The following is a 22,980-nucleotide window of genomic DNA, read 5'->3' on the forward strand; positions in this document are numbered from 1 at the left end:
GGGCCGTTCGTCCCCCCTTCGCTCATCCCCCTTCGTCCCCCGACACGACAAGGACTGCCGACATGATCGACCTCGAGGTCCCGAAGAAGTTCCGCCCGCTCGTCGCCCAGGCCCGCGGCATGGCCGAGGAGGTCTTCTGGCCGATCTCGCGCAAGTATGACCGCGCGGAGCACGAGTACCCGGCCGAGCTCGACCTCGTCTCGGCCGTCATCGACGGGCTGAGCGACTCGGGCGCCGGCCAGGGCGCCGGCGCGTCCTCCTCGACCCGGGCGAAGGACGACGGCGCGACCGAGGGCGACGTCGCCGCCGTCGGGTCCGGTCGGCGGGCGAAGGGGGAGCGGGAGAACAGGAACGGCTCGAATCTCTCCTCGGTGCTCTCGATCCTCGAGACCTGCCGCGGCGACGTCGGGCTCACCCTGTCGATCCCGCGCCAGGGCCTGGGCAACGCCGCGATCGCGGCCGTCGCCACCGAGGAGCAGAAGGCCCGCTACGCGGGCAAGTGGGCCGCGATGGCGATCACCGAGCCCGAGGTCGGCTCGGACTCCGGGGCGATCCGCACGACGGCGGTCAAGGACGGCGACGAGTACGTCATCAACGGCGAGAAGATCTACGTCACCGCGGGGGAGCGGGCCGAGCTCGTCGTCGTGTGGGCGACCCTCGACCGCAGCCTGGGCAAGCAGGCGATCAAGTCCTTCGTCGTGCGCCGTGACAACCCCGGGATGCGGCTCGTGCGGCTCGAGCACAAGCTCGGCATCCGGGCGAGCGACACCGCCGCCTTCAGCCTCCAGGACTGCCGGGTGCCCGCCGAGGACCTCCTCGGCGACCCGGAGATCCGCATCGAGGGCGGCTTCGGCGGCGCGATGCAGACCTTCGACAACACCCGGCCGCTCGTCGCCGCGATGGCCCTGGGCCTGACCCGCGCGAGCCTGGACCGCACGACCGAGCTGCTCGCCGACGCCGGCGTCGTGCCCGACCCGGACCGGCCGGCGGCCACCCAGCCCGCGGCCGCCGCCCGGCTGCTCCAGATGGAGGCCGACTACCAGGCCGCCTACCTCCTCACCCTTCGTGCGGCCTGGATGGCCGACAACGGCAAGCCCAACTCGATGGAGGCCTCGATGGCCAAGGCGAAGGCCGGGCGCACGTGCGTCGAGGTCTCCCTCGCCTGCGTCGAGCTCGCGGGCGCGACCGGCTACGCCGAGACCGAGCTGCTCGAGAAGTGGGCGCGCGACAGCAAGATCCTCGACATCTTCGAGGGCACCCAGCAGATCCAGCTGCTCGTCATCGCCCGCCGGCTGCTCGGCTACTCCAGCCGCGAGCTGAAGTAGCCAGCTCCCGGCTGGGCCCGACCCGGGCACCGCGGGCGGCGACGCGGGGCGTCGCCGCCCTCGCACGTCCTGACCGAATGCAGACCTTCGGGGTCTTCCCAGCGTGCGGACTCGCCCCCTAGCCTGACGCCTCTCGGCTCCTTGCCGAGGATCATCGGGAGGACATCCATGCGTCACACGAAGCTCATGGCACTGGTCGGGGCCACCGCCCTCGGTGTCACCGGCCTGGCGAGCGCCACGACCGCCACCGCCGCAGCACCTGCAGCACCTGTCTCGGCGCCGGCCGTCGCCGCGCAGCCCTCGGGCCCGTCGATGACGAGCGGCGCCTACGTCGTCCTCGCCGACAAGGGCGCCGACATCGACTCCGTCGTGCGACGGGTCAAGGCCGCCGGCGGCACGGTCACCTCGATCAACCGCCAGATCGGCATGATCACCGTCGACTCGAGCAACCGCGGCTTCGCCTCGAAGGCCCGCGGCCTGGCCGGCGTCAAGCAGGCCGCTGCCGAGATCTCCGTCGGCCGCTCGCCGAAGAGCGTCGTCACCAAGGACCAGGTGCTCCGGGAGCACCAGCGCAGCGCGGCCGCGAAGAAGAGCACGCAGCGCTCCGTCGCCGGCTCGAAGAGCGCGGCCGCGACGAAGGGCGACCCGCTGGACTCCAAGCTGTGGGGCCTGGAGATGGTCGACTCCTTCAAGGCGCGCGCGGTCAACCCGGGCAACCGCCTCGTGCGCGTCGGCGTCATCGACACCGGTGTCCAGGCCAACCACCCCGACATCGCGGGCAACTTCAGCACCGCCCTGTCGAAGAACTTCACCCGCGACATCCCCGCGATCGACGGCGACTGCGAGTACGACGGCTGCGTCGACCCCGCGACGGTCGACCACGGCGGTCATGGTACCCACGTCGCCGGCACCATCGCGGCGAAGGCCAACGGCTTCGGCGTCTCCGGCGTCGCGCCGAACGTCGTCCTTGCCAACGTCCGCGCCGGCCAGGACAGCGGCTACTTCTTCCTCGGGCCGGTGGCCAACGCCATCACCTGGGCCGCCGACAAGCGGATGGACGTCGTCAACATGTCCTTCTACGTCGACCCGTGGGCCTTCAACTGCCGCGGGGGAGCCCCGGAGGACACCCCGGAGCAGGCCGCTCAGCAGGACGTGACGATCGAGACGATGGAGCGGGTCCTCGACTACGCCCACCGCCGCGACGTGACGATGGTCGCCGCGCTCGGCAACGGGCACGACGACCTGTCGAACCCGCGCAACGACCTCGAGAGCCCGAACTTCCCCGAGGGCGTCTCGCACGAGCGCACCATCGACAACGCCACCTGCTTCGACCTGCCGACCGAGGGCGCCAACGTCATCGGCACCTCCGCGGTCGGCCCGTCGGGCAAGAAGGCGGACTACTCGAACTGGGCGACCGACCTCAGCTCGGGCGAGATCGAGGTCTCGGCCCCCGGTGGCTGGTTCCGTGACGGCTTCGGGACCGACACCTTCCGCACGAACGAGAACCTCATCCTCTCGACGGCCTCGCAGCGCTACCTGCAGGAGCAGGGCCTCGTGAGCAAGTGGGGCTACATCACCCAGGACGGCAAGGACGCCGGGGTCATCAAGCAGTGCTCGACGACGCCGGTGAGCAAGGGCGCCAACAAGTGCGGCTACTACGAGTACCTCCAGGGCACCTCGATGGCCGCGCCGCACGCCTCCGGCGTCGCCGCGCTCATCGTGAGCGCACGGGGCTCCGGCAAGGGCATGTGGTTCGGCCACGACTCGCGTGACGTCGCCTACGTGCTCAAGAAGTCGGCTGCCGACCACGCCTGCCCCGAGGGCGGCGTGCAGGAGTACACCAACGAGGGCCGCGACGCGGAGTTCACCGCGACGTGCGTCAGCAAGCCGGGCTTCAACGGCTTCTACGGCGACGGGATCGTCAACGCGTACAACGCGGTGACCTTCAACCGCTGACCCGTCAGCACGCCGAAGGGGGACCGGTCGCCACGGCGGCCGGTCCCCCTTCGTCGTCCCTCCGGGCGGCTCAGCGCAGCTCGTGGTGGGCCTGCACCATCGCCGGGCCGTACCAGGTGAGCAGCCGCCCGGAGACGAGCCGGGTCGGCGTGCGGGTGAAGGCCTCGGGGCCGTCCTGCGCGGTGAAGACGTACGGCTCGTCGGGCAGCCACACCTCGTCGACGCCGTCGGCGTCGACCTGCGTGATCTCGACGGCCGGGTAGCGCGCGGTGCCGTGGGCGAAGGGGTTGTCGTGCCCCATCCTCCGCAGCAGGTCGGTCGTGTAGGTGCGGGGGCCGACGACCATCCACGGGTCGCGCCAGATCGGCACGGCCACGCGGTCGCGGACCGGGGGCGGCGGGCCGCCCCACAGCTCGTCGGCCTCGTCGAGCCAGGTCGGCGCGCCGAGGGCGAGCGGGCCGGTGAGCAGCCGCCGCATCGAGGCCAGGGCCTGCGGCACGGTCTCGATGTCGGTGACCCACACCGCGACCCCGCTCTCGCGCAGCCGGCGCACGTCGAGCTCGCGGTTCTCCTCCTTGTTCGCGACGACGAGGTCGGGGGAGAGGGCCCGGACGGCGGCGAGGTCGGGGTTCTTCGTCCCCCTCACGCGGGTGACGTCGAGGTCCGTCGGGTGCGTGCACCAGTCGGTCGCGCCGACGAGCAGGCCCGGCGCGGTCGCGGCGACGGCCTCGGTGAGGCTGGGGACGAGGGAGACGACCCGGGCCGGTGCGTCGGGCAGGTCGAGGACCGTGCCGAGGTCGTCGGTCAGCGAGCGGGTCATCGCGGCGAGGCTACCGGCTGAGCAGCGCGACGAGCTCGGTGACGCCGACGGCGAGGACGGCGAGCGCGAGCAGCGCCGGGGCGCGGCCGTCCCGGCGCCGGCTCGGCTCCTCGTGCGGGGCGAGGTAGCGCCGACGGCCGAGGACGAAGGCGGCCAGGGCCATGACGAGGCTCGCGGTCATGACGACGACGGCGAGGGGTCCGAGGTCGACGAGCGCGAGGCGTCCGACGACGGCGGCTCCGGTGGCCGCCGCCAGGGCGGTGCGCTGCCAGGCCAGCGCGGTGCGCTCCGGCTGCGCCCCGGGGGTGGGCGGGCTGGTCGCCGCGTCGGTGCTCACCGCTCGCCGCTCACAGCCCGACGAGGACGAGCAGGACGACGGCGGTGAGCAGGAGCAAGCCGGCGACCCCGCCGGCCGCCACGCCGAGACCGGGCAGCGGCTCACGGCGGCGCATGGCGCGCTCGGCCGCCGCCCAGCGCAGCCAGGCGAGCACCGGTGCGAGGACGCCGAGGACGAGCAGGACGACCGCGGCCACCCGCGTCTCGTTCTCGCCGAGCGAGAGGTCGAGGACGTCGATGGCGACACCGGCGGCGAGGAGCGCGAGGCCGGTGCGCAGCCACGCGAGGAAGGTCCGCTCGTTGGCGAGGGAGAAGCGGTAGTCCGGCTCGTCCCCTTCGCCGTAGACCCGGGCCGGCCACCTCTCGCGCGCGCTCACCCGCTCACCGTACTGACGACCCCGCCGGCTCAGACGTTGCGCCGGTACTGGCCGCCGACCTCGAAGAAGGCGTCGGTGACCTGCTGCAGGGTGCACACGCGGGCGGCGTCCATGAGGACGGCGAAGGCGTTCTCGGTGCCGGCCGCGGCCGCCTTGAGCCGGTCGATCGCCTCGGTCGCCTCGTCGCGGTGAGCCTCCTGGTAGGCGCGCACGCGCCGCAGCTGGGACTCCTTCTCCTCCTCGGTCGCCCGGGCCAGCTCGACCTCGACGGGCACCTCGTCGTCACCGCGCTCGGCGAGGAAGGTGTTGACCCCGACGATCGGGAGGCTCCCGTCGTGCTTGCGGTGCTCGTAGAGCATCGACTCGTCCTGGATCCGACCGCGCTGGTAGCCGGTCTCCATCGCGCCGAGCACGCCGCCGCGCTCGTTGATCCGGTCGAACTCGGCGAGCACGGCCTCCTCGACGAGATCCGTGAGCTCGTCGATCACGTAGGAGCCCTGGAGCGGGTTCTCGTTCATCGACAGGCCCCACTCGCGGCTGATGATGAGCTGGATCGCGAGCGCCCGGCGCACCGACTCGGGCGAAGGGGTGGTCACCGCCTCGTCGTAGGCGTTCGTGTGCAGGGAGTTCGCGTTGTCGTAGAGGGCGTTGAGCGCCTGCAGGGTCGTGCGGATGTCGTTGAAGTCCATCTCCTGCGCGTGCAGGCTCCGCCCGCTCGTCTGGATGTGGTACTTCAGCTTCTGGCTGCGCTCGTTGGCGCCGTAGCGCTCGCGCATCGTCACCGCCCAGATCCGCCGGGCGACCCGGCCGAGGACGGCGTACTCGGGGTCCATGCCGGAGGAGAAGAAGAAGGACAGATTCGGCGCGAAGTCGTCGATGTCCATCCCGCGCGCGAGGTAGGCCTCGACGTAGGTGAAGCCGTTGGCCAGGGTGAAGGCGAGCTGGCTGATGGGGTTCGCCCCGGCCTCGGCGATGTGGTACCCGGAGATCGAGACCGAGTAGAAGTTGCGCACCCCCTGCTCGATGAACCACTCCTGGATGTCGGCCATCATCCGCAGCGAGAACTCGGTGGAGAAGAGGCAGGTGTTCTGCCCCTGGTCCTCCTTGAGGATGTCGGCCTGGACCGTGCCGCGCACCTGCTGCAGCGCGCTCGTGCGCACCTCATCGGCCTCGGCGCCGGTGGGCTCACGGCCCTCGCGGGCGCGGAAGGCCTCGAGCTGCTGGTCGATCGCGGTGTTGAGGAAGAAGGCGAGGACCGTCGGTGCGGGGCCGTTGATCGTCATCGACACGGAGGTCGTCGGGTCGACGAGGTCGAAGCCGTCGTAGAGCTGCTTCATGTCCTCGAGCGTCGCGACGGAGACGCCCGACGTGCCGACCTTGCCGTAGATGTCGGGGCGCTCGTCGGGGTCCCGGCCGTAGAGGGTCACCGAGTCGAAGGCGGTCGACAGCCGGGTCGCGCTCTGGCCCTGGGAGAGCAGCTTGAAGCGTCGGTTCGTGCGGAAGGGGTCGCCCTCGCCGGCGAACATCCGGGCGGGGTCCTCCCCTTCGCGCTTGAAGGGGAAGACGCCCGCCGTGTACGGGAAGACGCCCGGCAGCCCCTCGCTGCGCAGGAAGGTGACGAGGTCGCCGTGGTCGGTGTGCCGGGGCAGGGCGACCCGGCTGATCCGGTTGCCCGACAGGCTCTCGCGGGTGAGGCGGGTGCGGATCTCGCGGTCGCGGATGCGCACGACCTGCTCGTCGCCCGAGTAGGACTCGACGACGGCGGGCCAGCCCTGCACGAGCTCGGTGACCTCGGCGGGCAGGTCGGCGCGGGCCTGCTCGAGCAGCCGGCGCACGTCGTCGGCGCCCTGCCCCTCGGGCAGCTCTTGCGCGACCGCGCTGATCCGCTGCACGCGACGGGCCGCGGCGGCCAGGCGCCGCGTCTCCTCGTGCCAGCCGCGCACGGTGGCGGTGATCTCGGCGAGGTAGCGCACGCGCTCGGGCGGCACGACCTGGCCGATCCGCGTGGAGTGGCGCGTGTCGACGCGGGGGAGGGTGCCCTCGGTGACGGGCAGCCCGTGCTCGGCGAGCGCGTCGCGCAGGTGCTGGTAGAGCGCGGTGACGCCGTCGTCGTTGAAGGTCGCGGCGCTCGTGCCGAAGACCGGCATGTCGTGCGGCTGGGCACCGAAGGCCTCGCGGTTGCGCACGAGCTGGCGGCCCACGTCGCGCATCGCGTCGGCGGCGCCGCGGCGCTCGTACTTGTTGATCGCGACGGTGTCGGCGAAGTCGAGCATGTCGATCTTCTCGAGCTGGCTGGCCGCGCCGAACTCCGGCGTCATGACGTACATCGAGTGGTCGACGAAGGGGACGATCGCCGCGTCGCCCTGGCCGATGCCGGGGGTCTCGACGAGGACGAGGTCGTGGCCGGAGGCCTTGGCGATGTCGATGACCGCGCTGAGGTGCTCGGGGATCTCGTGCGCCCCACGGGTGGCCAGGCTGCGGAAGAGGACGGGGCTGGCGCCGTCGTCGCCGATCGAGTTCATCCGGATGCGGTCGCCGAGCAGGGCGCCGCCGCCCTTGCGGCGGGTGGGGTCGACGGCGATGACCGCGACCCGCAGCTTGTCCTCCTGGTCGACGCGGAAGCGGCGCACGAGCTCGTCGGTGAGCGAGGACTTGCCCGAGCCGCCGGTGCCGGTGAGCCCGAGGACCGGGGCGGCGTGCTGGGCAGCCGCCTCGCGGATGCGGGCGAGGAAGGTCTCGTCGAGGCGTCCCCCTTCGGCTCCGGTGATCGCCCGGGCGACGGCCGCCCGGTCGCCGGCGAGGACGGCGTCGACGTCGGCCGGCCCCTGCTCCCACAGGTCGACGTCGCACGTCTCGATGAGGGTGTTGATCATGCCCGGCAGGCCGAGGCGCTGGCCGTCCTCGGGCGAGAAGATGCGCACGCCCGCGTCGCGCAGGCGCTGGATCTCGGCGGGGACGATGACACCGCCGCCGCCGCCGAAGACCTGGACGTGCCCGGCGCCGCGCTCGCGGAGCAGCTGGACGAGGTACTCGAAGTACTCGACGTGCCCGCCCTGGTAGGAGCTGATCGCCACGCCCTGGACGTCCTCGTCGATCGCCGCCTGGACCACCTCGGCGACGGAGCGGTTGTGCCCGAGGTGGATGACCTCGGCCCCCTGGCTCTGGAGGATGCGCCGCATGATGTTGATCGACGCGTCGTGCCCGTCGAAGAGGGCGGACGCGGTGACGAAGCGCACCGGGTGGGTGGGCGTGTGCAAAGACATGACTGAGCTCCTGTAGGACGTCGGTGTCGCCTCAAACAGTAGGACGTCCAAATATTGCGCGTCAATGTAAGGTGCTGCCGTGCTCTCCTTCGACCCGATCGACGCGGCGCGCACCCAGTGGGTGGAGCGCGGCTGGGTCGAGGCCGCCGACGGGATGGCCGCGGTGACCTCGGTGATCCGGGCGCACGCGATCCTCATGCGCCGGGTCGACACGGCCCTGCAGGGCAGCGGGGTGACCTTCGCGCGCTACGAGGTGCTCATGCTCCTCGGCTTCACCCGCCACGACGCCCTGCCGATGCGCGCGATCAGCTCGCGCCTGCAGGTCCACCAGAGCAGCGTGACCAACGCGGTCGACCGGCTCGAGGCCGCCGGGCTCGTCGCCCGCAGCCCCCACCCGCAGGACCGCCGCACCGTGCTCGTCGGCATCACCCCCGAGGGCGCCCGCGTCGCGCGGGAGTGCACCCGGCGGCTCAACGACGAGGTCTTCGGCGCCCTCGGCCTCTCGGAACAGGACACGACGACCCTCGTGGAGGTCCTCGCCCGGATGCGGGCGGGTGCAGGGGACTTCGAGCTCGGGTGAGGCTGGCGAGTCCCTCGAGCCCCAAGTTTCTCGGGTCACCCGATAAACCCCGGGTGAGCATGAGTAAGAAACTCTTGCGAAGCCGGGGTTTGTCTTGCTGAGCGGGCGCGGACCGGTCCGCTGTGGTGCGATGGGACGGAGCGAAGGGGGAGTCATGGGCATGCGGGTCGCGTCACGTGTCGTGGGGTGCGTGGCTGCCGTGACGGTGCTCGCCGGGTGCGGCGGGGGAGTGCCGGCCGGTCCCGGCGGGTCCTCGACCTCGACGCCGCAGCCGAGCAGCACGTCGGGCGCGACGCCGGACCCGACCTCCGACCTCGTCGCTCCCCACCACGAGGAGAACGCCGCGGCCACGCGTCGGCAGGACCCCTCGCCGAGCGACTCGAGCGCTGCCCGCGCCGCCCTGCCCACGGTGCGCTCGGCCCTGGAGACCCAGCGTCGCCGCGGCGAGATCGGTGTCGACGAGACGCGGGCGACCGTGCTCGGCCTCGGCTACGGCGAGGACGACGTCGAGGTCATCGACATCCAGGAGCACCTCGGCGACCCGGCGGCGACCCCGGGCGTGCTCGTCGGCATCGCCACCGGCCCGCGCACCTGCCTCGTCGGAGCCGTCACGCAGCGCCGCGTCTCGCTCGAGGTCGACGGCACCGGCCCGCCCGGCGAGTACCGCTGCGTCGCTCCGGTCACCCACTGACCCGGGTCATGACGCGTCGCAGCCGCTGAGGTCGTCGGGAGTGCCGGCCAGGGCGCCGCCCGACCAGTGGGCGGCGGCGTCGCACTCGCTGCGCACGTGCGTGCGCAGCTGCTCGCCGATCTCGCTGAGCGCGGTGATCTGCGAGGCGTCCAAGGGGTCGAGCACGAGATGGCGCACGGCGTCGACGTGGCCCGGGGCCGCGGCGACCACCGTCGACCACCCGACCTCCGTGAGGATCGCGAGGGTGTAGCGCCCGTCCGCGGGGTCGGGCTCGCGTCGCACGAGGCCGCGGTGCTCGAGGCGCTTGACGACGTTCGACAGGCGCGACTGCGAGCCCCCGGTCATGTCCGCGAGCTCGCCCATGCGCAGTGTCCGCTCCGGCGCCATCGACAGCCGGCTGACGACGAGGTACTCGAAGAGGTTGATGCCCGCGTCGCGCTGCAGCTGCGCGTCCAGCGCGCCCGGCAGCTGCAGGACGAGCCGGGCGACCGCGATCCAGGCGCGCTGCTCCTCCTCGGACAGCCAGCGCGGGGCCTCCGGGTCGGCGGGCGGCGGGGCGACGGGCATGGCGACACCTTACGACGTGGACCTCACTTGACTTCAAGCGTGAAGTGACGAACGATGGTTTCAACCTTGAAGCACCAACATCGGAGGACCGCATGACCCTGTTCCGCCTGGACGCCAGCATCCGCACCGACGGCTCGACGAGCCGCGAGATCGCCGACGTCGTCGAGTCCGAGTGGCTCGCAGCCCACCCCGGCGACACAGTCGAGCGTCGGCACATCGGTGTCGACGTCCTGCCCGCCGACGCCTGGGGCCACGCGGTCGCCGCGAGCCAGACCCCCGAGGCGGAGCGCACCGAGGAGCAGCGGGCCGCCGCGGCCCTCGCCGCTCAGCTCGTCGACGAGCTCGTCGCCGCCGACGCGATCCTCCTCGCCGTCCCGCTGTACAACTTCGGCGTCTCCCAGCACGTGAAGACGTGGGTCGACCTCGTCATCACGGACCCGCGCGCCGCCGCCGGCGCTCCGCCCTTCCTCGCGGGCACGAAGGTCGTCCTGTGCACCGTGCGCGGCGGGGCCTACGGCGCCGGCACCCCGCGCGAGGGCTGGGACCACGCGACGTCCTACCTGCGTCGCATCGTCGCCGACGTCTGGGGCGCCGACCTCACCGTCGTCGAGCGGGACTTCACGCTCGTCGGGGTCAACCCCGCGCTCGACGACTTCACCGATCTCGCCGCCGAGATGCACGCGGGCGCCCTCGCCTCGGCGCGCGAGGCCGGCCGAGCGCTGTCCGTCCCGCAGGCCGCCTGAGACTCCCCCTTCGCCGGTTGCCGAGGACGGGGCCGGGTCGACCGGCCCCGTCCTGCGGGGAGGGAGGGCGGCGAAGGGGGTCAGGCCAGGGCGCTGCCGAGCGTCCACCCGAGGACGACGACGAGCAGGCAGCCGATCAGGCTCACCGCGAGGTTGACCACCGCGACTCGGGCGCGGCCGGCGCGCAGCGCTGCCGCGACCTCGACCGCGTGGCTGCTGAAGGTCGTGAAGGCGCCGCACCAGCCGGCGCCGACGAGCGCCAGCACCCATCCGGGGCCGCCGGATGCGACGACCGCGGCGACGAGCCCGAGGACGAAGGACCCGACGACGTTGACGAGCACCGTGCCCCCGGTGGGTGTCGCCCCGAGCGCCCGCTGCGCCCACCCGACGACGAGATGACGCGAGCTCGCCCCGGCGGCACCTCCGAGGGCGACGAGCACGAGGTCGAGCCCGCTCACAGCTCGTCCTCCTCGACGACCGACCCGGCGTGGGCGTCGTCGCCGCCGAACCACCGGTGGCCGAGCGCGAGACCCGCCACGGCGGCACCGACGCCGAGCGCGAGCGTCAGCGCGACGTAGAGGAGCGCCTCGCCCGCGCGGCCGTCGGCGAGCGTCGTGCGCACGTCGAGGACGAGGGTGGAGTAGGTGGTCCACCCGCCGAGCAGGCCGACCGTGGCGAAGGGGCGTACAAGCGGGTGCGTGGAGCGACGGGTCTCGAGCCACGCGACGAGCAGCCCCATGGCAAGCGCTCCGCTGAGGTTGACGACGAGGGTCGCCCAGGCCAGCCCGCCGGCCGCACCGGGCAGGGCGAGGCTCACGAGCCACCGGCCGGCCGACCCCAGGGCGCCGCCGAGCGCGACGGCGCCGATCTCGGCGCGAGGGGGTGCCGCGGCGGGCGCGGCGGGGGTCGCCCCCTTCGTGCTCACGCCCGCATCGACTCGAGGAAGTCGCCGATCCGCCCGATGGCCTCGGTGAGCAGCTCCTCGTCGGGCAGGCAGACGACGCGGAAGTGGTCGGGCTCGAACCAGTTGAAGCCGGTGCCGTGGGTGACGAGGATCTTCTTGGCCCGCAGCAGGTCGATGACGAAGGCCTCGTCGTCGGCGACCGGGTAGACCTCCGGGTCGAGCCGGGGGAAGCAGTACAGGGCACCGCGCGGCTCGACGCAGCTGACGCCGGGGATGTCGTTGAGCAACCTCGAGGCGAGCTTGGCCTGCTCGTAGAAGCGCCCGCCCGGCTCGACGAGCTCGGTGATCGACTGGTAGCCGCCGAGCGCGGTCTGGATCGCGTGCTGCGCGGGGACGTTGGCGCACATGCGCATGTTCGCCAGCAGGGTGAGCCCCTCGAGGAAGTCCTCGGCGAGGTGCTTCGGGCCCGAGATCATCACCCAGCCCGCGCGGTAGCCGCACACCCGGTAGGCCTTGGAGAGCCCCGAGAAGGTGAGGCACAGGACGTCGTCGCCGGCGAAGGACGCGGCGTGGTGGTGGACCGCGTCGTCGAAGATGATCTTCTCGTAGATCTCGTCGGCCATGACGACGAGGTCGTGGCGCCGGGCGATGTCGACGAGCCCCCGGACGGTCGCCTCGCTGTAGACGGCGCCGGTGGGGTTGTTGGGGTTGATGATGACGATCGCGTGGGTGCGCTCGGTGATCTTGGCCTCGATGTCGGCGAGGTCGGGGTCCCACCCGTTGCTCTCGTCGCAGCGGTAGTGCACGGGGGTGCCGCCGGCCAGCGCGACGGCGCCGGTCCACAGGGGGTAGTCGGGGGCGGGCACGAGGATCTCGTTGCCGTCGTCGACGAAGGCCTGGAGCACCATCGAGATGAGCTCGGAGACGCCGTTGCCGATGTAGACGTCCTCGACGGTCGTCTCCCGCAGGCCGCGCGACTGGTAGTACTGCGCGACGGCCGTGCGCGCCGAGTAGATGCCCTTGCTGTCGACGTAGCCCTGCGCGTCGGGCAGGTGCCGGGTCATGTCGGCGACGATCGCCTCCGGCGCCTCGAAGCCGAAGGGGGCGGTGTTGCCGATGTTGAGCTTGAGCACCTTGTGGCCCTCGGCCTCGAGCCGCTGGGCCTCGGCGAGGATCGGTCCCCGGACGTCGTAGCGGACGTGCTGCAGCTTGAGGGACTGGCGGATCGGGCGCATGCCCGCATCCTCGCAGGGCCCCCGCCGGCGCCGCGCCCGGGTTTCGTCCATCGGCGCGTCGCGGGCAGGGGCCTCGAAGGCGTCGTCCTGAGGTGCGACGCAGAGCCTCGAAGGGGGGAGCCTCAGCGCCCTGTCGCGGTGCAGATGCAGGAGCGGTTGCCGTCGGTGTCCTCGACGACCCAGAAGGAGGGGGCGGCCGCGTCGCTGACGAGCCGACCACCCGCGTCGAGCACGGCCTGGAGCCGGCGCTCGACGTCGTCGTGGGGGACCCACACGTCGAGGTGCCACCGCTGCTCGACGGGCGGCGGCGGCAGGGTCGGGTCGCCGGGGTCGGCGTCGCCCGGGGTCTGCCACCAGATCGTCGGCACCTGGCCACTGGGGTCGACCGGCTCGCCGTCCTTGAGGTCGCTGCCGAGCAGCGCTGCGTAGTAGGCGCCGTGCGTGCTGCCGTCGTCGGTGTCGAGACCGATGTCGAGCTGGGTGAGGCCGGCGACGTCCGCGGTGACACCGAGCTCGCGGGCGACGGCGGAGATCTCGCGGGCGAGGTCGATGTCGCGGCTGGTGATGCCGTCGACGTCGTGGCTCGACATCGAGATGACCACCTCGGGGTAGGTGAGGGTGATGTCGGGGTGGTGGTCGGCTGCCTCGGCGAGGGCTCCGACCCGGTCGACGAGGGCGAGGCCGGTGGCGAAGTCGCCGGTGCGGTAGCGAGCCCGGATCACCCCCAGGAGCTGGCGCCAGTCGTCGAGGCCGGACTCGACGACCTCCGCGGTGGACAGGGTCTGCTTCGGGTCGCTCATGACGTGATCCTCGCCTGCCCGGCGGCGGTCGTCCAGGGCAGGCGGGGGCCTGCTCGCCGCTAGAGTCGTCGCGACGGCCGCCGGGGTCGTCACCAGCGTCTGCCGGAGGTCCCTGTGGCTGTCGATGTCCTGCTCGCCCTCATCGGTGTCGTGTGCGTGCTCGTCGTCATCGCGGCCGCCGTCGTCGCCTTCGTGCTCATGCGCCGCTCGAAGCAGCAGGAGAGCGCGATCCCCTCGTACGACGCGATCCGTCAGGCGGCCGCCGAGCAGACGCCCGGTGCGCACACCCGATCGAGCGGCACCGCGCCCTATGTCGCGCCCCACGAGAGCACCTCGCCCTCCGGGGTCTGGGAGGGCTCCGACGAGAGCGCCGCAGCACCGGAGGGGACCTCGACCGAGCCGACGCAGGTCTTCGAGGCGAGCAGCACCGAGCCGACGAGCAGCACCGAGTCGACGAGCAGCACTGATCCGGCGAGCGCCACCACCGAGAGCGCACCGACTGCAGCCGGCACCGACCCGCAGCAGGCGCCGACCGTGCACGCGCCGAGCGACGACGTCGAGCAGACGGTGCGCATCTCGCGCAGCTCGCCCCGACCGGTCGAGGACCTCAGCTCCTCGGCGGGCACCACCTCGAGCACCCCGCCGCCCCCTTCGCCCGCGGCGACCCCGTCGCCCGAGCCTGCCCCCGAACCCACCCCCGCCCCCGAGCCGGTCGCGCACCCGTCGGCCCCCGACCCGGTCGAGCCGCCGCCGGCCCCCGCGCCGGCCGTCACCGACGACCCGGGCCACACGTACTGGGACGACGAGGAGGTCGAGCGCGAGCGGCGGGCCGAGTCGCTCGCCGACGACGACACCACCCCGCCGGCCCGCGCCGTCGTCGACGGCGGCTACGGGTGGGGCTCGGCCGCCCCCTTCGCCGACGGCTCGATGCCCCCGGGTCACCCGGTCAAGGGGCACCGCGAGTGGATGCAGTACCACGAGCCCGGCAGCCCCTGGTACGACGAGACGACGGTCGACGTGTGGTTCGCCGACGCCGCGACCGCCGAGCGGGCGGGCTTCCGCCGGGCCTGAGCGACGCCGCGGCCCACCGCGTCTCACCATGTGAGGCGCGGACGGGCGTGCGTCTATCGGTGCGGTCACAAAGTCGGGCGTCGTCGGCGGCGAGGCAATAGGTTCGGGCCAGCCGAGGGCGCCCGCGTGCGTCCTGCCCCCAGCGCTTCGCGAAGGATCGCCGATGCAGGTTGGAGTACCCGCCGAGTCCAGGCCCGGGGAGACCCGGGTGGCCGCGACACCGAAGACCGTGGGGCAGGTCGTCGCCCTCGGCTACGACGTCGTCGTCGAGAGCGGGGCCGGTGCCCGGTCCTCGTACCCCGACGAGGCGTACGCCGAGGCGGGCGCGCAGATCGGCACCGCCGCCCAGGCCTGGGCCGCCGACGTCGTCGTGCGCGTCAACGCGCCCACCGAGGCCGAGCTGGCGATGATGCGGCCCGGGGCCACCCTCGCCAGCCTCCTCGCCCCGGCGATCGACCCCGCGGCCGTCGAGCGGGTCACCCGGGCCGGGATCACCGCGCTCGCGATGGACGCGGTCCCGCGCATCTCGCGCGCGCAGTCGCTCGACGTCCTGTCCTCGATGGCCAACATCGCCGGGTACCGCGCCGTCATCGAGGCCGCGGGCGAGTACGGCGGCCTCTTCACCGGTCAGGTGACGGCCGCGGGCAAGATGCCCCCGGCGAAGGTCCTCGTCTGCGGAGCGGGCGTCGCCGGGCTCGCCGCGATCGGCACCGCGGGCAGCCTCGGCGCGATCGTGCGTGCCTTCGACGTGCGGCCCGAGGTCGCCGAGCAGGTCGAGTCGATGGGCGCGGACTTCCTCACCGTCGACGTCGTCACCGAGCGCTCGAGCGACGGCTACGCGAAGGAGGCCGGCGAGGACTTCGACCGCGCGGCCGCGGCGCTGTACCTCGAGCAGGCCCGCGACGTCGACATCATCATCACCACGGCCCTCATCCCCGGACGGCCCGCGCCCCGGCTCATCACCGCCGAGATGCTCGACGCGATGCGGCCGGGATCGGTCGTCGTCGACATGGCCGCGAGCAACGGCGGCAACGTCGAGGGCTCGGTGCCCGACGAGATGGTCGTCACCAACCACGGGGTGAAGATCATCGGCTACACCGATCTCGCCGGCCGCCTGCCCACCCAGGCCAGCCAGCTCTACGGGACGAACGTCGTCAACCTGCTCAAGCTGCTCACCCCTGCCAAGGACGGGCAGCTGGTCCTCGACCTCGACGACGTCGTCGTGCGCGGCATGACCGTCGCGCGCGACGGTGAGACGCTGTGGCCCCCGCCGCCGGTGCAGGTCTCGGCCGCCCCGGCCCCACCCCCTTCGACCGAGGTGGCCCCACCACCGCCGCCGAAGCAGCCGATGAGCCCGACGACCCGGCTCGCGCTCGGCGGGGCGGGCGCGCTGCTCTTCCTGCTCGTCGCCGCGGTGAGCCCGGCGCCCTTCCTCGGGCACTTCATGGTCTTCATGCTCGCGGTCGTCGTCGGCTTCTACGTCATCGGCCACGTCCACCACGCGCTGCACACGCCGCTCATGTCGGTGACCAACGCGATCAGCGGGATCATCGTCGTCGGTGCGCTCCTGCAGGTCGGGCACGACGGCGGGGTGGCCGTCTCGGCGCTCGCCTTCGTCGCCATCCTCCTCGCGAGCATCAACGTCTTCGGCGGCTTCACGGTCACCGCGCGGATGCTCCAGATGTTCCGGAAGGGTGACGCCTGATGTCGATCCCGCTCACCCTCGTCCAGGGCGCCTACATCGTCGCCGGGCTGCTCTTCATCCTCGCGCTGTCCGGTCTGAGCAAGCACGAGACCGCTCGATCGGGCAACCGCTTCGGCGTCGCCGGCATGGCGATCGCGCTCGTCGTCACCGTCCTCGCCGCGACCGTCGGCACCTCCGTCGGGGGTCTCGAGGTCGACGAGGGCGCCGGTGTGGCCGGTTTCGTCCTCATCGCTCTCGCGATGGGCATCGGGGGGGCGATCGGCGTCGCCCGGGCCCGCCGGGTCGAGATGACCGGCATGCCCGAGCTCATCGCGCTGCTCCACTCCTTCGTCGGGCTCGCCGCCGTCCTCGTCGGGTGGAACTCCGCCTACGAGGCGAGCGCGAACCCGAAGATCCACGACGGCGAGGTCGCGGTCGGCGTCTTCATCGGCGCCGTGACCTTCACCGGCTCGGTCGTCGCCTACCTCAAGCTGTCGGGGCGGATGAAGAGCTCGCCGCTCGTGCTGCCCGCGCGGCACGTGCTCAACCTCGGGGTGCTCGTCGCCTTCGTGCTGCTCACGGTGCTCTACGTCGTCGTCCCGCACGACCAGGACGCGCTGCGCCAGAGCATCCTCGGTGTCATCACCCTGCTCGCCCTCGGGCTCGGCTGGCACCTCGTCGCCTCGATCGGCGGCGGCGACATGCCCGTCGTCGTCTCGATGCTCAACAGCTACTCGGGGTGGGCGGCGGCCGCGGCCGGCTTCCTGCTGGGCAACGACCTGCTCATCATCACCGGTGCGCTCGTCGGCAGCTCGGGTGCCTACCTCAGCTACATCATGTGCCGGGCGATGAACCGCTCCTTCATCTCCGTCATCGCCGGTGGCTTCGGCTCCGACGGCGCGGTGACGGGGGAGGAGCGCGACTACGGCGAGCACCGCGAGATCACCGCCGAGGGAGTGGCCGAGCTGCTCTCGGACGCGTCGTCGGTAGTCATCGCGCCCGGGTACGGCATGGCGGTGGCCCAGGCGCAGTACCCCGTCGCCGACCTCACCGCGCGGCTGCGGGCGAAGGGGGTGGACGTCCGCTTCGGGATCCACCCGGTGGCCGGCCGTCTGCCGGGCCACATGAACGTCCTGCTCGCCGAGGCGAAGGTGCCCTACGACGTCGTGCTCGAGATGGACGAGATCAACGACGACTTCCCGCAGACCGACGTCGTCCTCGTCATCGGCGCCAACGACACGGTCAACCCGGCCGCGGCGGAGGACCCGACGAGCCCGATCGCCGGGATGCCGGTGCTCGAGGTGTGGAACGCCGCGGACGTCGTCGTCTTCAAGCGCTCCATGGCGACGGGGTACGCGGGGGTGCAGAACCCGCTCTTCTTCCGCGAGAACACCCAGATGCTCTTCGGGGACGCGAAGGACCGGGTCTCCGACATCCTCAAGGCCCTCTGACCCCCTTCGCCCCGGCCCAGCTTTCCCGCCCAGGGCGGGAAAGCTCGACCTCGGGCAAGAACATGTCCTTCCCAGAGTCGAAGGTTCTTGCCCGAGGTCAGGCGGGGCGGACGTCCTGGCGTGCTCGGCGCACCATGGCGGCGACCTTGCCGGGGACCCGCAGGTCCGCCCACGTCATCCGGACGACGACGTAGCCGAGCCGGCGCAGCGCGTCCTCGCGCTTCTTCTCCCGCCACAGCACCGAGGGGTCGCCGTCGGCGTACTTGATGCGGCCGTCGAACTCGACGACCACCCAGTCGTCGACGAGCAGGTCGACCCGGGCGACGAGCTCGCCGTCCTCGTCGCGGATCTCGACCTGCGGCACCGCCACGATCCCGGCGATGCTCAGCTGGCAGCGGGTCTGGCTCTCCCCGACGGACTCGGACCGAGCGTCGACGAGCGCCAGCATCGAGCGGACCCGGCCGGCGCGGGGCCACCGGCGGACGTCGTCCAGCGCAGCAGACAGCTGCTCGAGAGTGACCGCCCGGGAGTGCAGGGCGTGGTCCGCGCTGACGACCCCGGCGACCGGTCCGGAGTCCATCGCCACCTCGACGAGCGCCTGGGGGAGCGCGGTCGTCGGGCCGAGCGACGTCTCGACGACAGGGCCGGTGGAGCGTCGGAAGACGGCTCCCTTGACCCCGGTGCCGCGGTCCTTGGACCACCGCAGGACCGGCCGGCTGAGATCCGCACCAGACACGGCCGCGCCGTGCGCGAGGACCGCGCTGACGCCGGTGAGCGCGCCCTGGGGGTACAGCAGCCGCAGCGCTGCGCACAGCCTCAGGTGCCGGCCCTCGGCGTCCTCGCCGGGTGGAGGCGGCAGCGTGTAGACGCCCCGGAAGGGGTGCTCCAGCTGCCGGTGGCCGGCGAGCTCGACGAGGTCGCTCGGGAGGAGGCCCAGGACACGGGCCTGGGCAGTGGTCAGGGCACCGCGCTGACCGTGGGCGAGCTCGACGACCTCGGCGGGGAGAGTGCGCATGCACGAGGGTCTGCTGCTCGCAGGCGTGCGTCGCGGGGGTGTCCCCGTCCTGTGGATGGCCGCTCCTACAGCGCGTCGTCTGTGGACGGCGTGCGAAGGGGGGACCGGTCCCCCTTCGGGCAAGAAGGTTCGACCTCGGGCAGGGACATTTCCTTCCCGAGGTCGAGCTTTCCCGCCCTGGGCGGGAAAGTGGGGGCAGGTGAGCATGTGCCATAGACAATGGTGTGCGACGCACACTATGGTGTGACGCATGGACGACGAACTGCTGGCGGGGCATGTGCAGGAGCTGCGGCGCGGCACGGTCGTCCTCGCGTGCCTGGCGGTCCTCGAGCAGCCCCGGTACGGGTACGCCCTGCTCGAGACGCTCGACGCCGGAGGCTTCGCCGTCGACGGCAACACGCTCTACCCGCTGCTGCGGCGCCTGGAGAAGCACGGGCTGCTGACGAGCGAGTGGAACACCGACGAGGCCCGGCCGCGGAAGTTCTACCGCACGAGCCCGGCCGGCGCGCGGGTGCGCGCCCACCTGATGCAGGAGTGGCGGTCGCTTGACCGCGCGATCGACGCACTGGAGACGGAGACGCCATGAGTCCCAGCACCCTCACCGACCGCTACATCTGGACGGTCACCCGACAGCTGCCGCAGGAGAGCGGCCCCGACGTCGCCCGCGAGCTGCGCGTCACCCTCGAGGAGGCCGTCGAGGACCGCGTCGCCGCGGGCGAGGACCCGAGCGCCGCCGAGCGGGCCGCGGTCGCCGAGCTCGGCGACCCGGACGTCCTGGCCCGCGAGTACGGGGGCCGGCCGCAGCACCTCGTCGGGCCGGCCGTCTACGCCGACTACGTCCGTCTGCTCAAGGTGCTGCTCGCCGTCGTCCTGCCGTGCGTCGTCCTCGGGGTGCTCATCACCCAGTCGCTCGCGACCGACCGGGGCTTCGGCGACGTCCTCGGCCGCACGATCGGGGCTGTGCTGCAGACCGGTGTGCACCTCGTCTTCTGGACCACCCTCGTCTTCGTCATCATCGAGCGCAGCCGCAGCGAGTCCGAGCGCGACGCCCCGATCACGCCGTGGGACCCCGGCCAGCTGCCCGGCGACGCGCCGTGGCGTGCGCCCCGCTTCGGCGAGATGGCCGCCGAGGTCAGCTTCAGCGCGGCGATGGTCGTCCTGCTCGTCTGGCAGCTCTCCGGGGTGGGGGAGCGAGGCGTGCAGGTGCTCGACCCGCAGCTGCCGCTCGTGTGGAAGCTCGTCCTCGTGGGCCTCTTCGTCCTCGACGCCGCCGTGTCGCTCGCCGCCTGGCGGGTCGGGCGCTGGACGCCCACCCTCACGGCCGTCAACGTCCTCGCGAACGTCGTCTCCGCCGTGCTCCTCGTCTGGCTGCTGCTCAGCGACCAGCTGCTCACGGACCTGCCGTCGGTCTTCGCCGAGCGCTTCGGCACCGACCTCGACTGGTCGGTGTCCTACCCCGCCGTGGCCGTCGGGATCGTCGTCATCTGCGGGTGGGACGCCGTCGCCTCGGTCCGCCGCGCCTGGCTCGTCCGCGACGGCTCGACGCGCAGCGGGGGCCGCCGGCCGTCGGCTCAGTAGGCGTCGGGGTCGTACGGCGGGAGCTCGCCGGTGTCGTCGTCGCGGGTGCGACGCACGAGGTCGGAGCTGCGGTAGATCGGCTCGTGGTGCGGCGCCGGGTGCGGCGCGGTGCCGACGTAGCGGCCGTCGACGACGCCGAGGCGGGTCGCGTAGTCCTGCGAGGTCTCCCAGGCCCGGTCGTCGCCCCCTTCGTCCTCGTCCTCCTCGCCCGGCACGACGCCGAAGACCACCGAGCAGATCGCCCGGTAGTTCTCGTCGGGGTCGGGGACGAAGGCGATCCGGGAGAGGGCCTGGTCCTGGCCGGCGCTCTCGAGGATGAAGGTGCCGTAGCCGAGGAGGCGCCCGACCAGGGAGCGCTCGTAGCCCATGTCGGTGACCTTCTTCAACGGCATCATCGAGACCTTGTGGTTGATCCACCCCTCGAAGAGCACGACGCGCTTGTCGGTCGCGACGACCCGGGTGTGCCGCCACTCGACCCACTGCCACAGCGCCCACAGGACGACGGCGAGCCAGACCAGCCACACGAAGGACAGCACCCGGCTGCCCGAGTCGGAGGTCGAGACGTCGAGCCAGCCGGCGACCGCGGTGGCCCCGACGACGGCGAGGGCAGGCTTGAGCAGGACGATCGCGTGGTGACGGATCTCCGCCACCGGGGTCTCGCCGGGGAGGAGATAGCGCCGCAGGCCCCGGTGGGCGACCTCCTCCATCGGGCTTACCTCGCGATCAGCGAGTCGAAGAAGCGGCCGATGTTCGTCACGCCGTTGCCGATGACGTCACCCGCGGTGCCGACGATGTCGGCAGCCTCGCTGGGCGAGGTGAGGATCGCGTAGATGAGGAAGATCGTGAGCAGCCAGAGCAGGATCTTCTTGATCGGTGGCGTGGACATGACTCTCTCTCCGCAGCAGGGGTCGACGACCAGGGGCCGGGCGTCGGCCTGAGGTCAGTGTGGCAGATGTGACTTCTGGGGCCGGTCGTCCGACACGCCGGGGCAGTGACCCACGGCGAAGGGGGATCAGACGACGCCGTAGAGGCGGTCGCCCGCGTCGCCGAGGCCGGGGACGATGTAGCCCTGCTCGTTGAGCCGCTCGTCGACGGCGCCGGTGACGAGGGTGACGGGCACGTCGAGATCGGCGATCTGCTCGCCCAGGGCCTCGATGCCCTCTGGCGCGGCGAGGAGGGTGACGGCGGTGATGTCGTCGGCGCCTCGGTCGACGAGGTAGCGGATCGACATCGCGAGGGTGCCGCCGGTCGCGAGCATCGGGTCCAGGACGTAGCACTGGCGGCCCGAGAGGTCGTCGGGCAGGCGGTTCGCGTACGTCTTCGCCTCGAAGGTCTCCTCGTCGCGCAGCATGCCGAGGAAGCCGACCTCAGCCGTCGGCAGCAGCCGCACCATGCCGTCGAGCATGCCCAGGCCGGCGCGCAGGATCGGCACGACGAGCGGCTTGGGAGAGGAGAGCTTGACGCCCTGGGTCGCCGAGACCGGGGTCTCGATGTCGAAGGGCTCGGTGCGCACCTCGCGCGTCGCCTCGTAGGCGAGGAGGGTGACGAGCTCGTCGGCCAGCCGGCGGAAGGTCGGGCTGTCCGTGTCCTTCTTGCGCAGGTAGGTCAGCTTGTGAGCGATCAGCGGGTGGTCGGCGGTCAGGACGCGCATGGCCCCGAACCTACCGCGCGGAGCCGCTCACGCCATCACGCCGGAAGCCCTTGAAGCGGGTGCCCTGGCGGGTCAGCTGCCCGCGGTCGCCCTCGGCGAGCTGGGCGTAGTCCTTCGCCGAGATCGCGAGCTCGTCACGTCGGCCGTCGGGCAGCTCGAAGGTCGCGTGGTACCAGGTGGACGCCGAGGAGTCCCCGTGACCGCCGCTCACGGAGGTGCGCTTGCCGGTGACGCGGGCGGTCAGCGTCTCGACCGGCGACGCGTTGTTGCGGCTCCACTGCACCGAGCCCCGCACGACCGCGGTGAGGAGGATCCCGATGACGAGCACGAAGCCGAGGGCGATGATGACGACGACCGTCGTGGCGAAGGGGTCGTCAGGGAAGCTGTCGAGCATGGGTCCTCCTCGGGAGAGACTGTGGGCATGACGCGCTCGGCACATCCTGCCCGTCCCGGTCGCGATGCGGAGGCCGAGTGGATGCGTCGCGCGCTCGAGCTCGCCGCCGCCGCGGGGGAGCGTGGCGAGATCCCGGTCGGTGCTCTCGTCCTCGACCCCGAGGGCGCAGTCGTCGGCGAAGGGGGAAACACCCGTCAGGGCGAGTCAGACCCGACCGGTCACGCCGAGATGACGGCGCTGCGGCAGGCTGCACGCTCCCTTCGCACCTCTCGTCTGGACGGCTGCACCCTCGTCGTGACGCTGGAGCCGTGCCCGATGTGCGCGGGGGCCAGCATGCTCGCGCGGGTGGACCGGGTCGTCCTCGGCGCATGGGACCCGAAGACCGGCGCGTGCGGCTCGGTGTGGGACGTCGTGCGCGACCGGCGCTCGCCGCACCGGGTCGAGGTCGTCGGCGGGGTGCTCGAGGAGGAGTGCTCGCGGCTGCTCGTCGACTTCTTCTCGCAGCGACGCTGATTTTTCGCTGCCGACGCCCCGTTGTA

25 protein-coding genes are annotated in these 22,980 nt (G+C 72.3%); 11 read left to right on the top strand and 14 right to left on the bottom strand.

Going from position 1 to position 22,980, the window contains the following annotated elements:
* The first annotated feature begins 62 nt into the window (after positions 1-62).
* Both LIV55_RS12390 and LIV55_RS12395 read left to right on the top strand, forming a co-directional pair.
* Positions 63-1,325 (top strand): acyl-CoA dehydrogenase family protein, encoded by a 1,263-nt coding sequence (locus LIV55_RS12390; RefSeq protein ID WP_191563738.1) that lies wholly within the window; start codon positions 63-65, stop codon positions 1,323-1,325.
* 168 nt (positions 1,326-1,493) lie between these two features.
* Positions 1,494-3,281 carry a S8 family serine peptidase gene (locus LIV55_RS12395; RefSeq protein ID WP_123091449.1) on the top strand — a complete coding sequence of 596 codons (1,788 nt, stop codon included), beginning with the start codon at positions 1,494-1,496 and terminating at the stop codon, positions 3,279-3,281.
* Positions 3,282-3,351: 70 nt separating this feature from the next.
* On the opposite strand, the gene LIV55_RS12400 is transcribed toward LIV55_RS12395, so the two are convergent.
* Genes LIV55_RS12400 through icmF form a run of 4 tightly spaced genes read right to left on the bottom strand, consistent with a single transcriptional unit; the run spans position 3,352 to position 8,077 of the window.
* Positions 3,352-4,101: a helical backbone metal receptor gene (locus LIV55_RS12400; RefSeq protein WP_229300422.1), complete on the bottom strand. Its 750-nt coding sequence runs from the start codon at positions 4,099-4,101 to the stop codon at positions 3,352-3,354.
* Positions 4,102-4,111: 10 nt separating this feature from the next.
* The gene (locus LIV55_RS12405; RefSeq protein WP_229300423.1) at positions 4,112-4,438 is read right to left on the bottom strand and encodes a DUF202 domain-containing protein; all 327 of its coding nucleotides are present in this window, start codon (positions 4,436-4,438) and stop codon (positions 4,112-4,114) included.
* Positions 4,439-4,448: 10 nt separating this feature from the next.
* On the bottom strand, positions 4,449-4,814 hold the full coding sequence (locus LIV55_RS12410; protein ID WP_191563741.1) for a YidH family protein: 366 nt from the start codon (positions 4,812-4,814) through the stop codon (positions 4,449-4,451).
* A 29-nt stretch (positions 4,815-4,843) separates the two neighbouring features.
* Positions 4,844-8,077 carry a fused isobutyryl-CoA mutase/GTPase IcmF gene (gene icmF, locus LIV55_RS12415; protein ID WP_229300424.1) on the bottom strand — a complete coding sequence of 1,078 codons (3,234 nt, stop codon included), beginning with the start codon at positions 8,075-8,077 and terminating at the stop codon, positions 4,844-4,846.
* A 79-nt stretch (positions 8,078-8,156) separates the two neighbouring features.
* Between icmF and LIV55_RS12420 the strand changes: the two genes are divergently transcribed.
* Both LIV55_RS12420 and LIV55_RS12425 read left to right on the top strand, forming a co-directional pair.
* Positions 8,157-8,657 (top strand): MarR family winged helix-turn-helix transcriptional regulator, encoded by a 501-nt coding sequence (locus LIV55_RS12420; RefSeq protein ID WP_229300425.1) that lies wholly within the window; start codon positions 8,157-8,159, stop codon positions 8,655-8,657.
* 190 nt (positions 8,658-8,847) lie between these two features.
* Complete coding sequence (locus LIV55_RS12425; RefSeq protein ID WP_229300426.1) at positions 8,848-9,348, top strand: hypothetical protein; 501 nt, start codon at positions 8,848-8,850, stop codon at positions 9,346-9,348.
* A gap of 6 nt (positions 9,349-9,354) precedes the next feature.
* Here LIV55_RS12425 and LIV55_RS12430 read toward each other — a convergent pair whose 3' ends face one another.
* The gene (locus tag LIV55_RS12430; RefSeq protein ID WP_229300427.1) at positions 9,355-9,915 is read right to left on the bottom strand and encodes a MarR family winged helix-turn-helix transcriptional regulator; all 561 of its coding nucleotides are present in this window, start codon (positions 9,913-9,915) and stop codon (positions 9,355-9,357) included.
* Between the two features lie 92 nt (positions 9,916-10,007).
* On the opposite strand from LIV55_RS12430, the gene LIV55_RS12435 reads away from it, so the two are divergent.
* Entirely contained in the window at positions 10,008-10,658 is a 651-nt protein-coding gene (locus tag LIV55_RS12435) for an FMN-dependent NADH-azoreductase (protein WP_229300428.1), read from the top strand.
* Between the two features lie 80 nt (positions 10,659-10,738).
* Here LIV55_RS12435 and LIV55_RS12440 read toward each other — a convergent pair whose 3' ends face one another.
* The 4 genes from LIV55_RS12440 to LIV55_RS12455 all read right to left on the bottom strand — a co-directional run bounded on the left by LIV55_RS12440 (position 10,739) and on the right by LIV55_RS12455 (position 13,597).
* Positions 10,739-11,116 (bottom strand): fluoride efflux transporter FluC, encoded by a 378-nt coding sequence (locus tag LIV55_RS12440; RefSeq protein WP_123091442.1) that lies wholly within the window; start codon positions 11,114-11,116, stop codon positions 10,739-10,741.
* Positions 11,113-11,583 (bottom strand): fluoride efflux transporter FluC, encoded by a 471-nt coding sequence (locus LIV55_RS12445; protein WP_229300429.1) that lies wholly within the window; start codon positions 11,581-11,583, stop codon positions 11,113-11,115. Before LIV55_RS12445 ends, LIV55_RS12440 begins: the two co-directional genes overlap by 4 nt.
* The gene (locus LIV55_RS12450) at positions 11,580-12,797 is read right to left on the bottom strand and encodes a pyridoxal phosphate-dependent aminotransferase (protein WP_191563748.1); all 1,218 of its coding nucleotides are present in this window, start codon (positions 12,795-12,797) and stop codon (positions 11,580-11,582) included. Before LIV55_RS12450 ends, LIV55_RS12445 begins: the two co-directional genes overlap by 4 nt.
* Positions 12,798-12,919: 122 nt before the next feature.
* Positions 12,920-13,597, bottom strand: a complete 678-nt coding sequence (locus tag LIV55_RS12455; protein ID WP_123091439.1) for a 4a-hydroxytetrahydrobiopterin dehydratase — start codon at positions 13,595-13,597, stop codon at positions 12,920-12,922.
* A gap of 114 nt (positions 13,598-13,711) precedes the next feature.
* On the opposite strand from LIV55_RS12455, the gene LIV55_RS12460 reads away from it, so the two are divergent.
* The 3 genes from LIV55_RS12460 to pntB all read left to right on the top strand — a co-directional run bounded on the left by LIV55_RS12460 (position 13,712) and on the right by pntB (position 17,803).
* Positions 13,712-14,668, top strand: coding sequence for a sunset domain-containing protein (locus LIV55_RS12460; RefSeq protein WP_229300430.1), 957 nt, complete (start codon positions 13,712-13,714; stop codon positions 14,666-14,668).
* A gap of 163 nt (positions 14,669-14,831) precedes the next feature.
* Entirely contained in the window at positions 14,832-16,373 is a 1,542-nt protein-coding gene (locus tag LIV55_RS12465) for a Re/Si-specific NAD(P)(+) transhydrogenase subunit alpha (RefSeq protein ID WP_229300431.1), read from the top strand.
* Positions 16,373-17,803 carry a Re/Si-specific NAD(P)(+) transhydrogenase subunit beta gene (gene pntB, locus LIV55_RS12470; protein ID WP_229300432.1) on the top strand — a complete coding sequence of 477 codons (1,431 nt, stop codon included), beginning with the start codon at positions 16,373-16,375 and terminating at the stop codon, positions 17,801-17,803. Before LIV55_RS12465 ends, pntB begins: the two co-directional genes overlap by 1 nt.
* A 97-nt stretch (positions 17,804-17,900) precedes the next feature.
* Here pntB and LIV55_RS12475 read toward each other — a convergent pair whose 3' ends face one another.
* A complete protein-coding gene (locus LIV55_RS12475) occupies positions 17,901-18,818 on the bottom strand; it encodes a type IV toxin-antitoxin system AbiEi family antitoxin domain-containing protein (protein WP_229300433.1) in 918 nt (305 codons plus the stop codon).
* A 250-nt stretch (positions 18,819-19,068) separates the two neighbouring features.
* Between LIV55_RS12475 and LIV55_RS12480 the strand changes: the two genes are divergently transcribed.
* Positions 19,069-19,404 carry a PadR family transcriptional regulator gene (locus LIV55_RS12480; RefSeq protein ID WP_191564113.1) on the top strand — a complete coding sequence of 112 codons (336 nt, stop codon included), beginning with the start codon at positions 19,069-19,071 and terminating at the stop codon, positions 19,402-19,404.
* Positions 19,401-20,396, top strand: a complete 996-nt coding sequence (locus tag LIV55_RS12485) for a permease prefix domain 1-containing protein (RefSeq protein ID WP_191564114.1) — start codon at positions 19,401-19,403, stop codon at positions 20,394-20,396. Before LIV55_RS12480 ends, LIV55_RS12485 begins: the two co-directional genes overlap by 4 nt.
* On the opposite strand, the gene LIV55_RS12490 is transcribed toward LIV55_RS12485, so the two are convergent.
* The 4 genes from LIV55_RS12490 to LIV55_RS12505 form a co-directional block, all read right to left on the bottom strand.
* Entirely contained in the window at positions 20,390-21,103 is a 714-nt protein-coding gene (locus LIV55_RS12490; protein ID WP_201465287.1) for a PH domain-containing protein, read from the bottom strand. The genes LIV55_RS12485 and LIV55_RS12490 overlap by 7 nt on opposite strands.
* Before the next feature lie 5 nt (positions 21,104-21,108).
* Positions 21,109-21,282 carry a hypothetical protein gene (locus LIV55_RS12495; protein WP_191564115.1) on the bottom strand — a complete coding sequence of 58 codons (174 nt, stop codon included), beginning with the start codon at positions 21,280-21,282 and terminating at the stop codon, positions 21,109-21,111.
* A 126-nt stretch (positions 21,283-21,408) separates the two neighbouring features.
* Entirely contained in the window at positions 21,409-22,047 is a 639-nt protein-coding gene (gene upp / locus LIV55_RS12500) for a uracil phosphoribosyltransferase (RefSeq protein WP_123091431.1), read from the bottom strand.
* Positions 22,048-22,057: 10 nt separating this feature from the next.
* Positions 22,058-22,441: a DUF2500 domain-containing protein gene (locus tag LIV55_RS12505; protein ID WP_229300434.1), complete on the bottom strand. Its 384-nt coding sequence runs from the start codon at positions 22,439-22,441 to the stop codon at positions 22,058-22,060.
* 27 nt (positions 22,442-22,468) lie between these two features.
* Here LIV55_RS12505 and tadA point away from each other — a divergent pair, with 27 nt between their 5' ends.
* The gene (tadA, locus tag LIV55_RS12510) at positions 22,469-22,954 is read left to right on the top strand and encodes a tRNA adenosine(34) deaminase TadA (RefSeq protein WP_229300435.1); all 486 of its coding nucleotides are present in this window, start codon (positions 22,469-22,471) and stop codon (positions 22,952-22,954) included.
* Positions 22,955-22,980 lie beyond the last annotated feature (26 nt).

Source organism: Janibacter melonis (genome assembly GCF_020567375.1).
GTDB lineage: Bacteria > Actinomycetota > Actinomycetes > Actinomycetales > Dermatophilaceae > Marihabitans > Marihabitans melonis.

Excerpts from the sequence above, each read along its gene's own strand:
- LIV55_RS12390 (WP_191563738.1), top strand. The coding sequence starts at position 63 with ATGATCGACCTCGAGGTCCCGAAGAAGTTCCGCCCGCTCGTCGCCCAG.
- LIV55_RS12395 (WP_123091449.1), top strand. The coding sequence starts at position 1,494 with ATGCGTCACACGAAGCTCATGGCACTGGTCGGGGCCACCGCCCTCGGT.
- LIV55_RS12400 (WP_229300422.1), bottom strand. The coding sequence starts at position 4,101 with ATGACCCGCTCGCTGACCGACGACCTCGGCACGGTCCTCGACCTGCCC.
- icmF (WP_229300424.1), bottom strand. The coding sequence starts at position 8,077 with ATGTCTTTGCACACGCCCACCCACCCGGTGCGCTTCGTCACCGCGTCC.
- LIV55_RS12430 (WP_229300427.1), bottom strand. The coding sequence starts at position 9,915 with ATGCCCGTCGCCCCGCCGCCCGCCGACCCGGAGGCCCCGCGCTGGCTG.
- LIV55_RS12435 (WP_229300428.1), top strand. The coding sequence starts at position 10,008 with ATGACCCTGTTCCGCCTGGACGCCAGCATCCGCACCGACGGCTCGACG.
- LIV55_RS12450 (WP_191563748.1), bottom strand. The coding sequence starts at position 12,797 with ATGCGCCCGATCCGCCAGTCCCTCAAGCTGCAGCACGTCCGCTACGAC.
- LIV55_RS12455 (WP_123091439.1), bottom strand. The coding sequence starts at position 13,597 with ATGAGCGACCCGAAGCAGACCCTGTCCACCGCGGAGGTCGTCGAGTCC.
- LIV55_RS12465 (WP_229300431.1), top strand. The coding sequence starts at position 14,832 with ATGCAGGTTGGAGTACCCGCCGAGTCCAGGCCCGGGGAGACCCGGGTG.
- pntB (WP_229300432.1), top strand. The coding sequence starts at position 16,373 with ATGTCGATCCCGCTCACCCTCGTCCAGGGCGCCTACATCGTCGCCGGG.
- LIV55_RS12475 (WP_229300433.1), bottom strand. The coding sequence starts at position 18,818 with ATGCGCACTCTCCCCGCCGAGGTCGTCGAGCTCGCCCACGGTCAGCGC.
- LIV55_RS12480 (WP_191564113.1), top strand. The coding sequence starts at position 19,069 with ATGGACGACGAACTGCTGGCGGGGCATGTGCAGGAGCTGCGGCGCGGC.
- LIV55_RS12485 (WP_191564114.1), top strand. The coding sequence starts at position 19,401 with ATGAGTCCCAGCACCCTCACCGACCGCTACATCTGGACGGTCACCCGA.
- LIV55_RS12490 (WP_201465287.1), bottom strand. The coding sequence starts at position 21,103 with ATGGAGGAGGTCGCCCACCGGGGCCTGCGGCGCTATCTCCTCCCCGGC.
- LIV55_RS12495 (WP_191564115.1), bottom strand. The coding sequence starts at position 21,282 with ATGTCCACGCCACCGATCAAGAAGATCCTGCTCTGGCTGCTCACGATC.
- upp (WP_123091431.1), bottom strand. The coding sequence starts at position 22,047 with ATGCGCGTCCTGACCGCCGACCACCCGCTGATCGCTCACAAGCTGACC.
- LIV55_RS12505 (WP_229300434.1), bottom strand. The coding sequence starts at position 22,441 with ATGCTCGACAGCTTCCCTGACGACCCCTTCGCCACGACGGTCGTCGTC.
- tadA (WP_229300435.1), top strand. The coding sequence starts at position 22,469 with ATGACGCGCTCGGCACATCCTGCCCGTCCCGGTCGCGATGCGGAGGCC.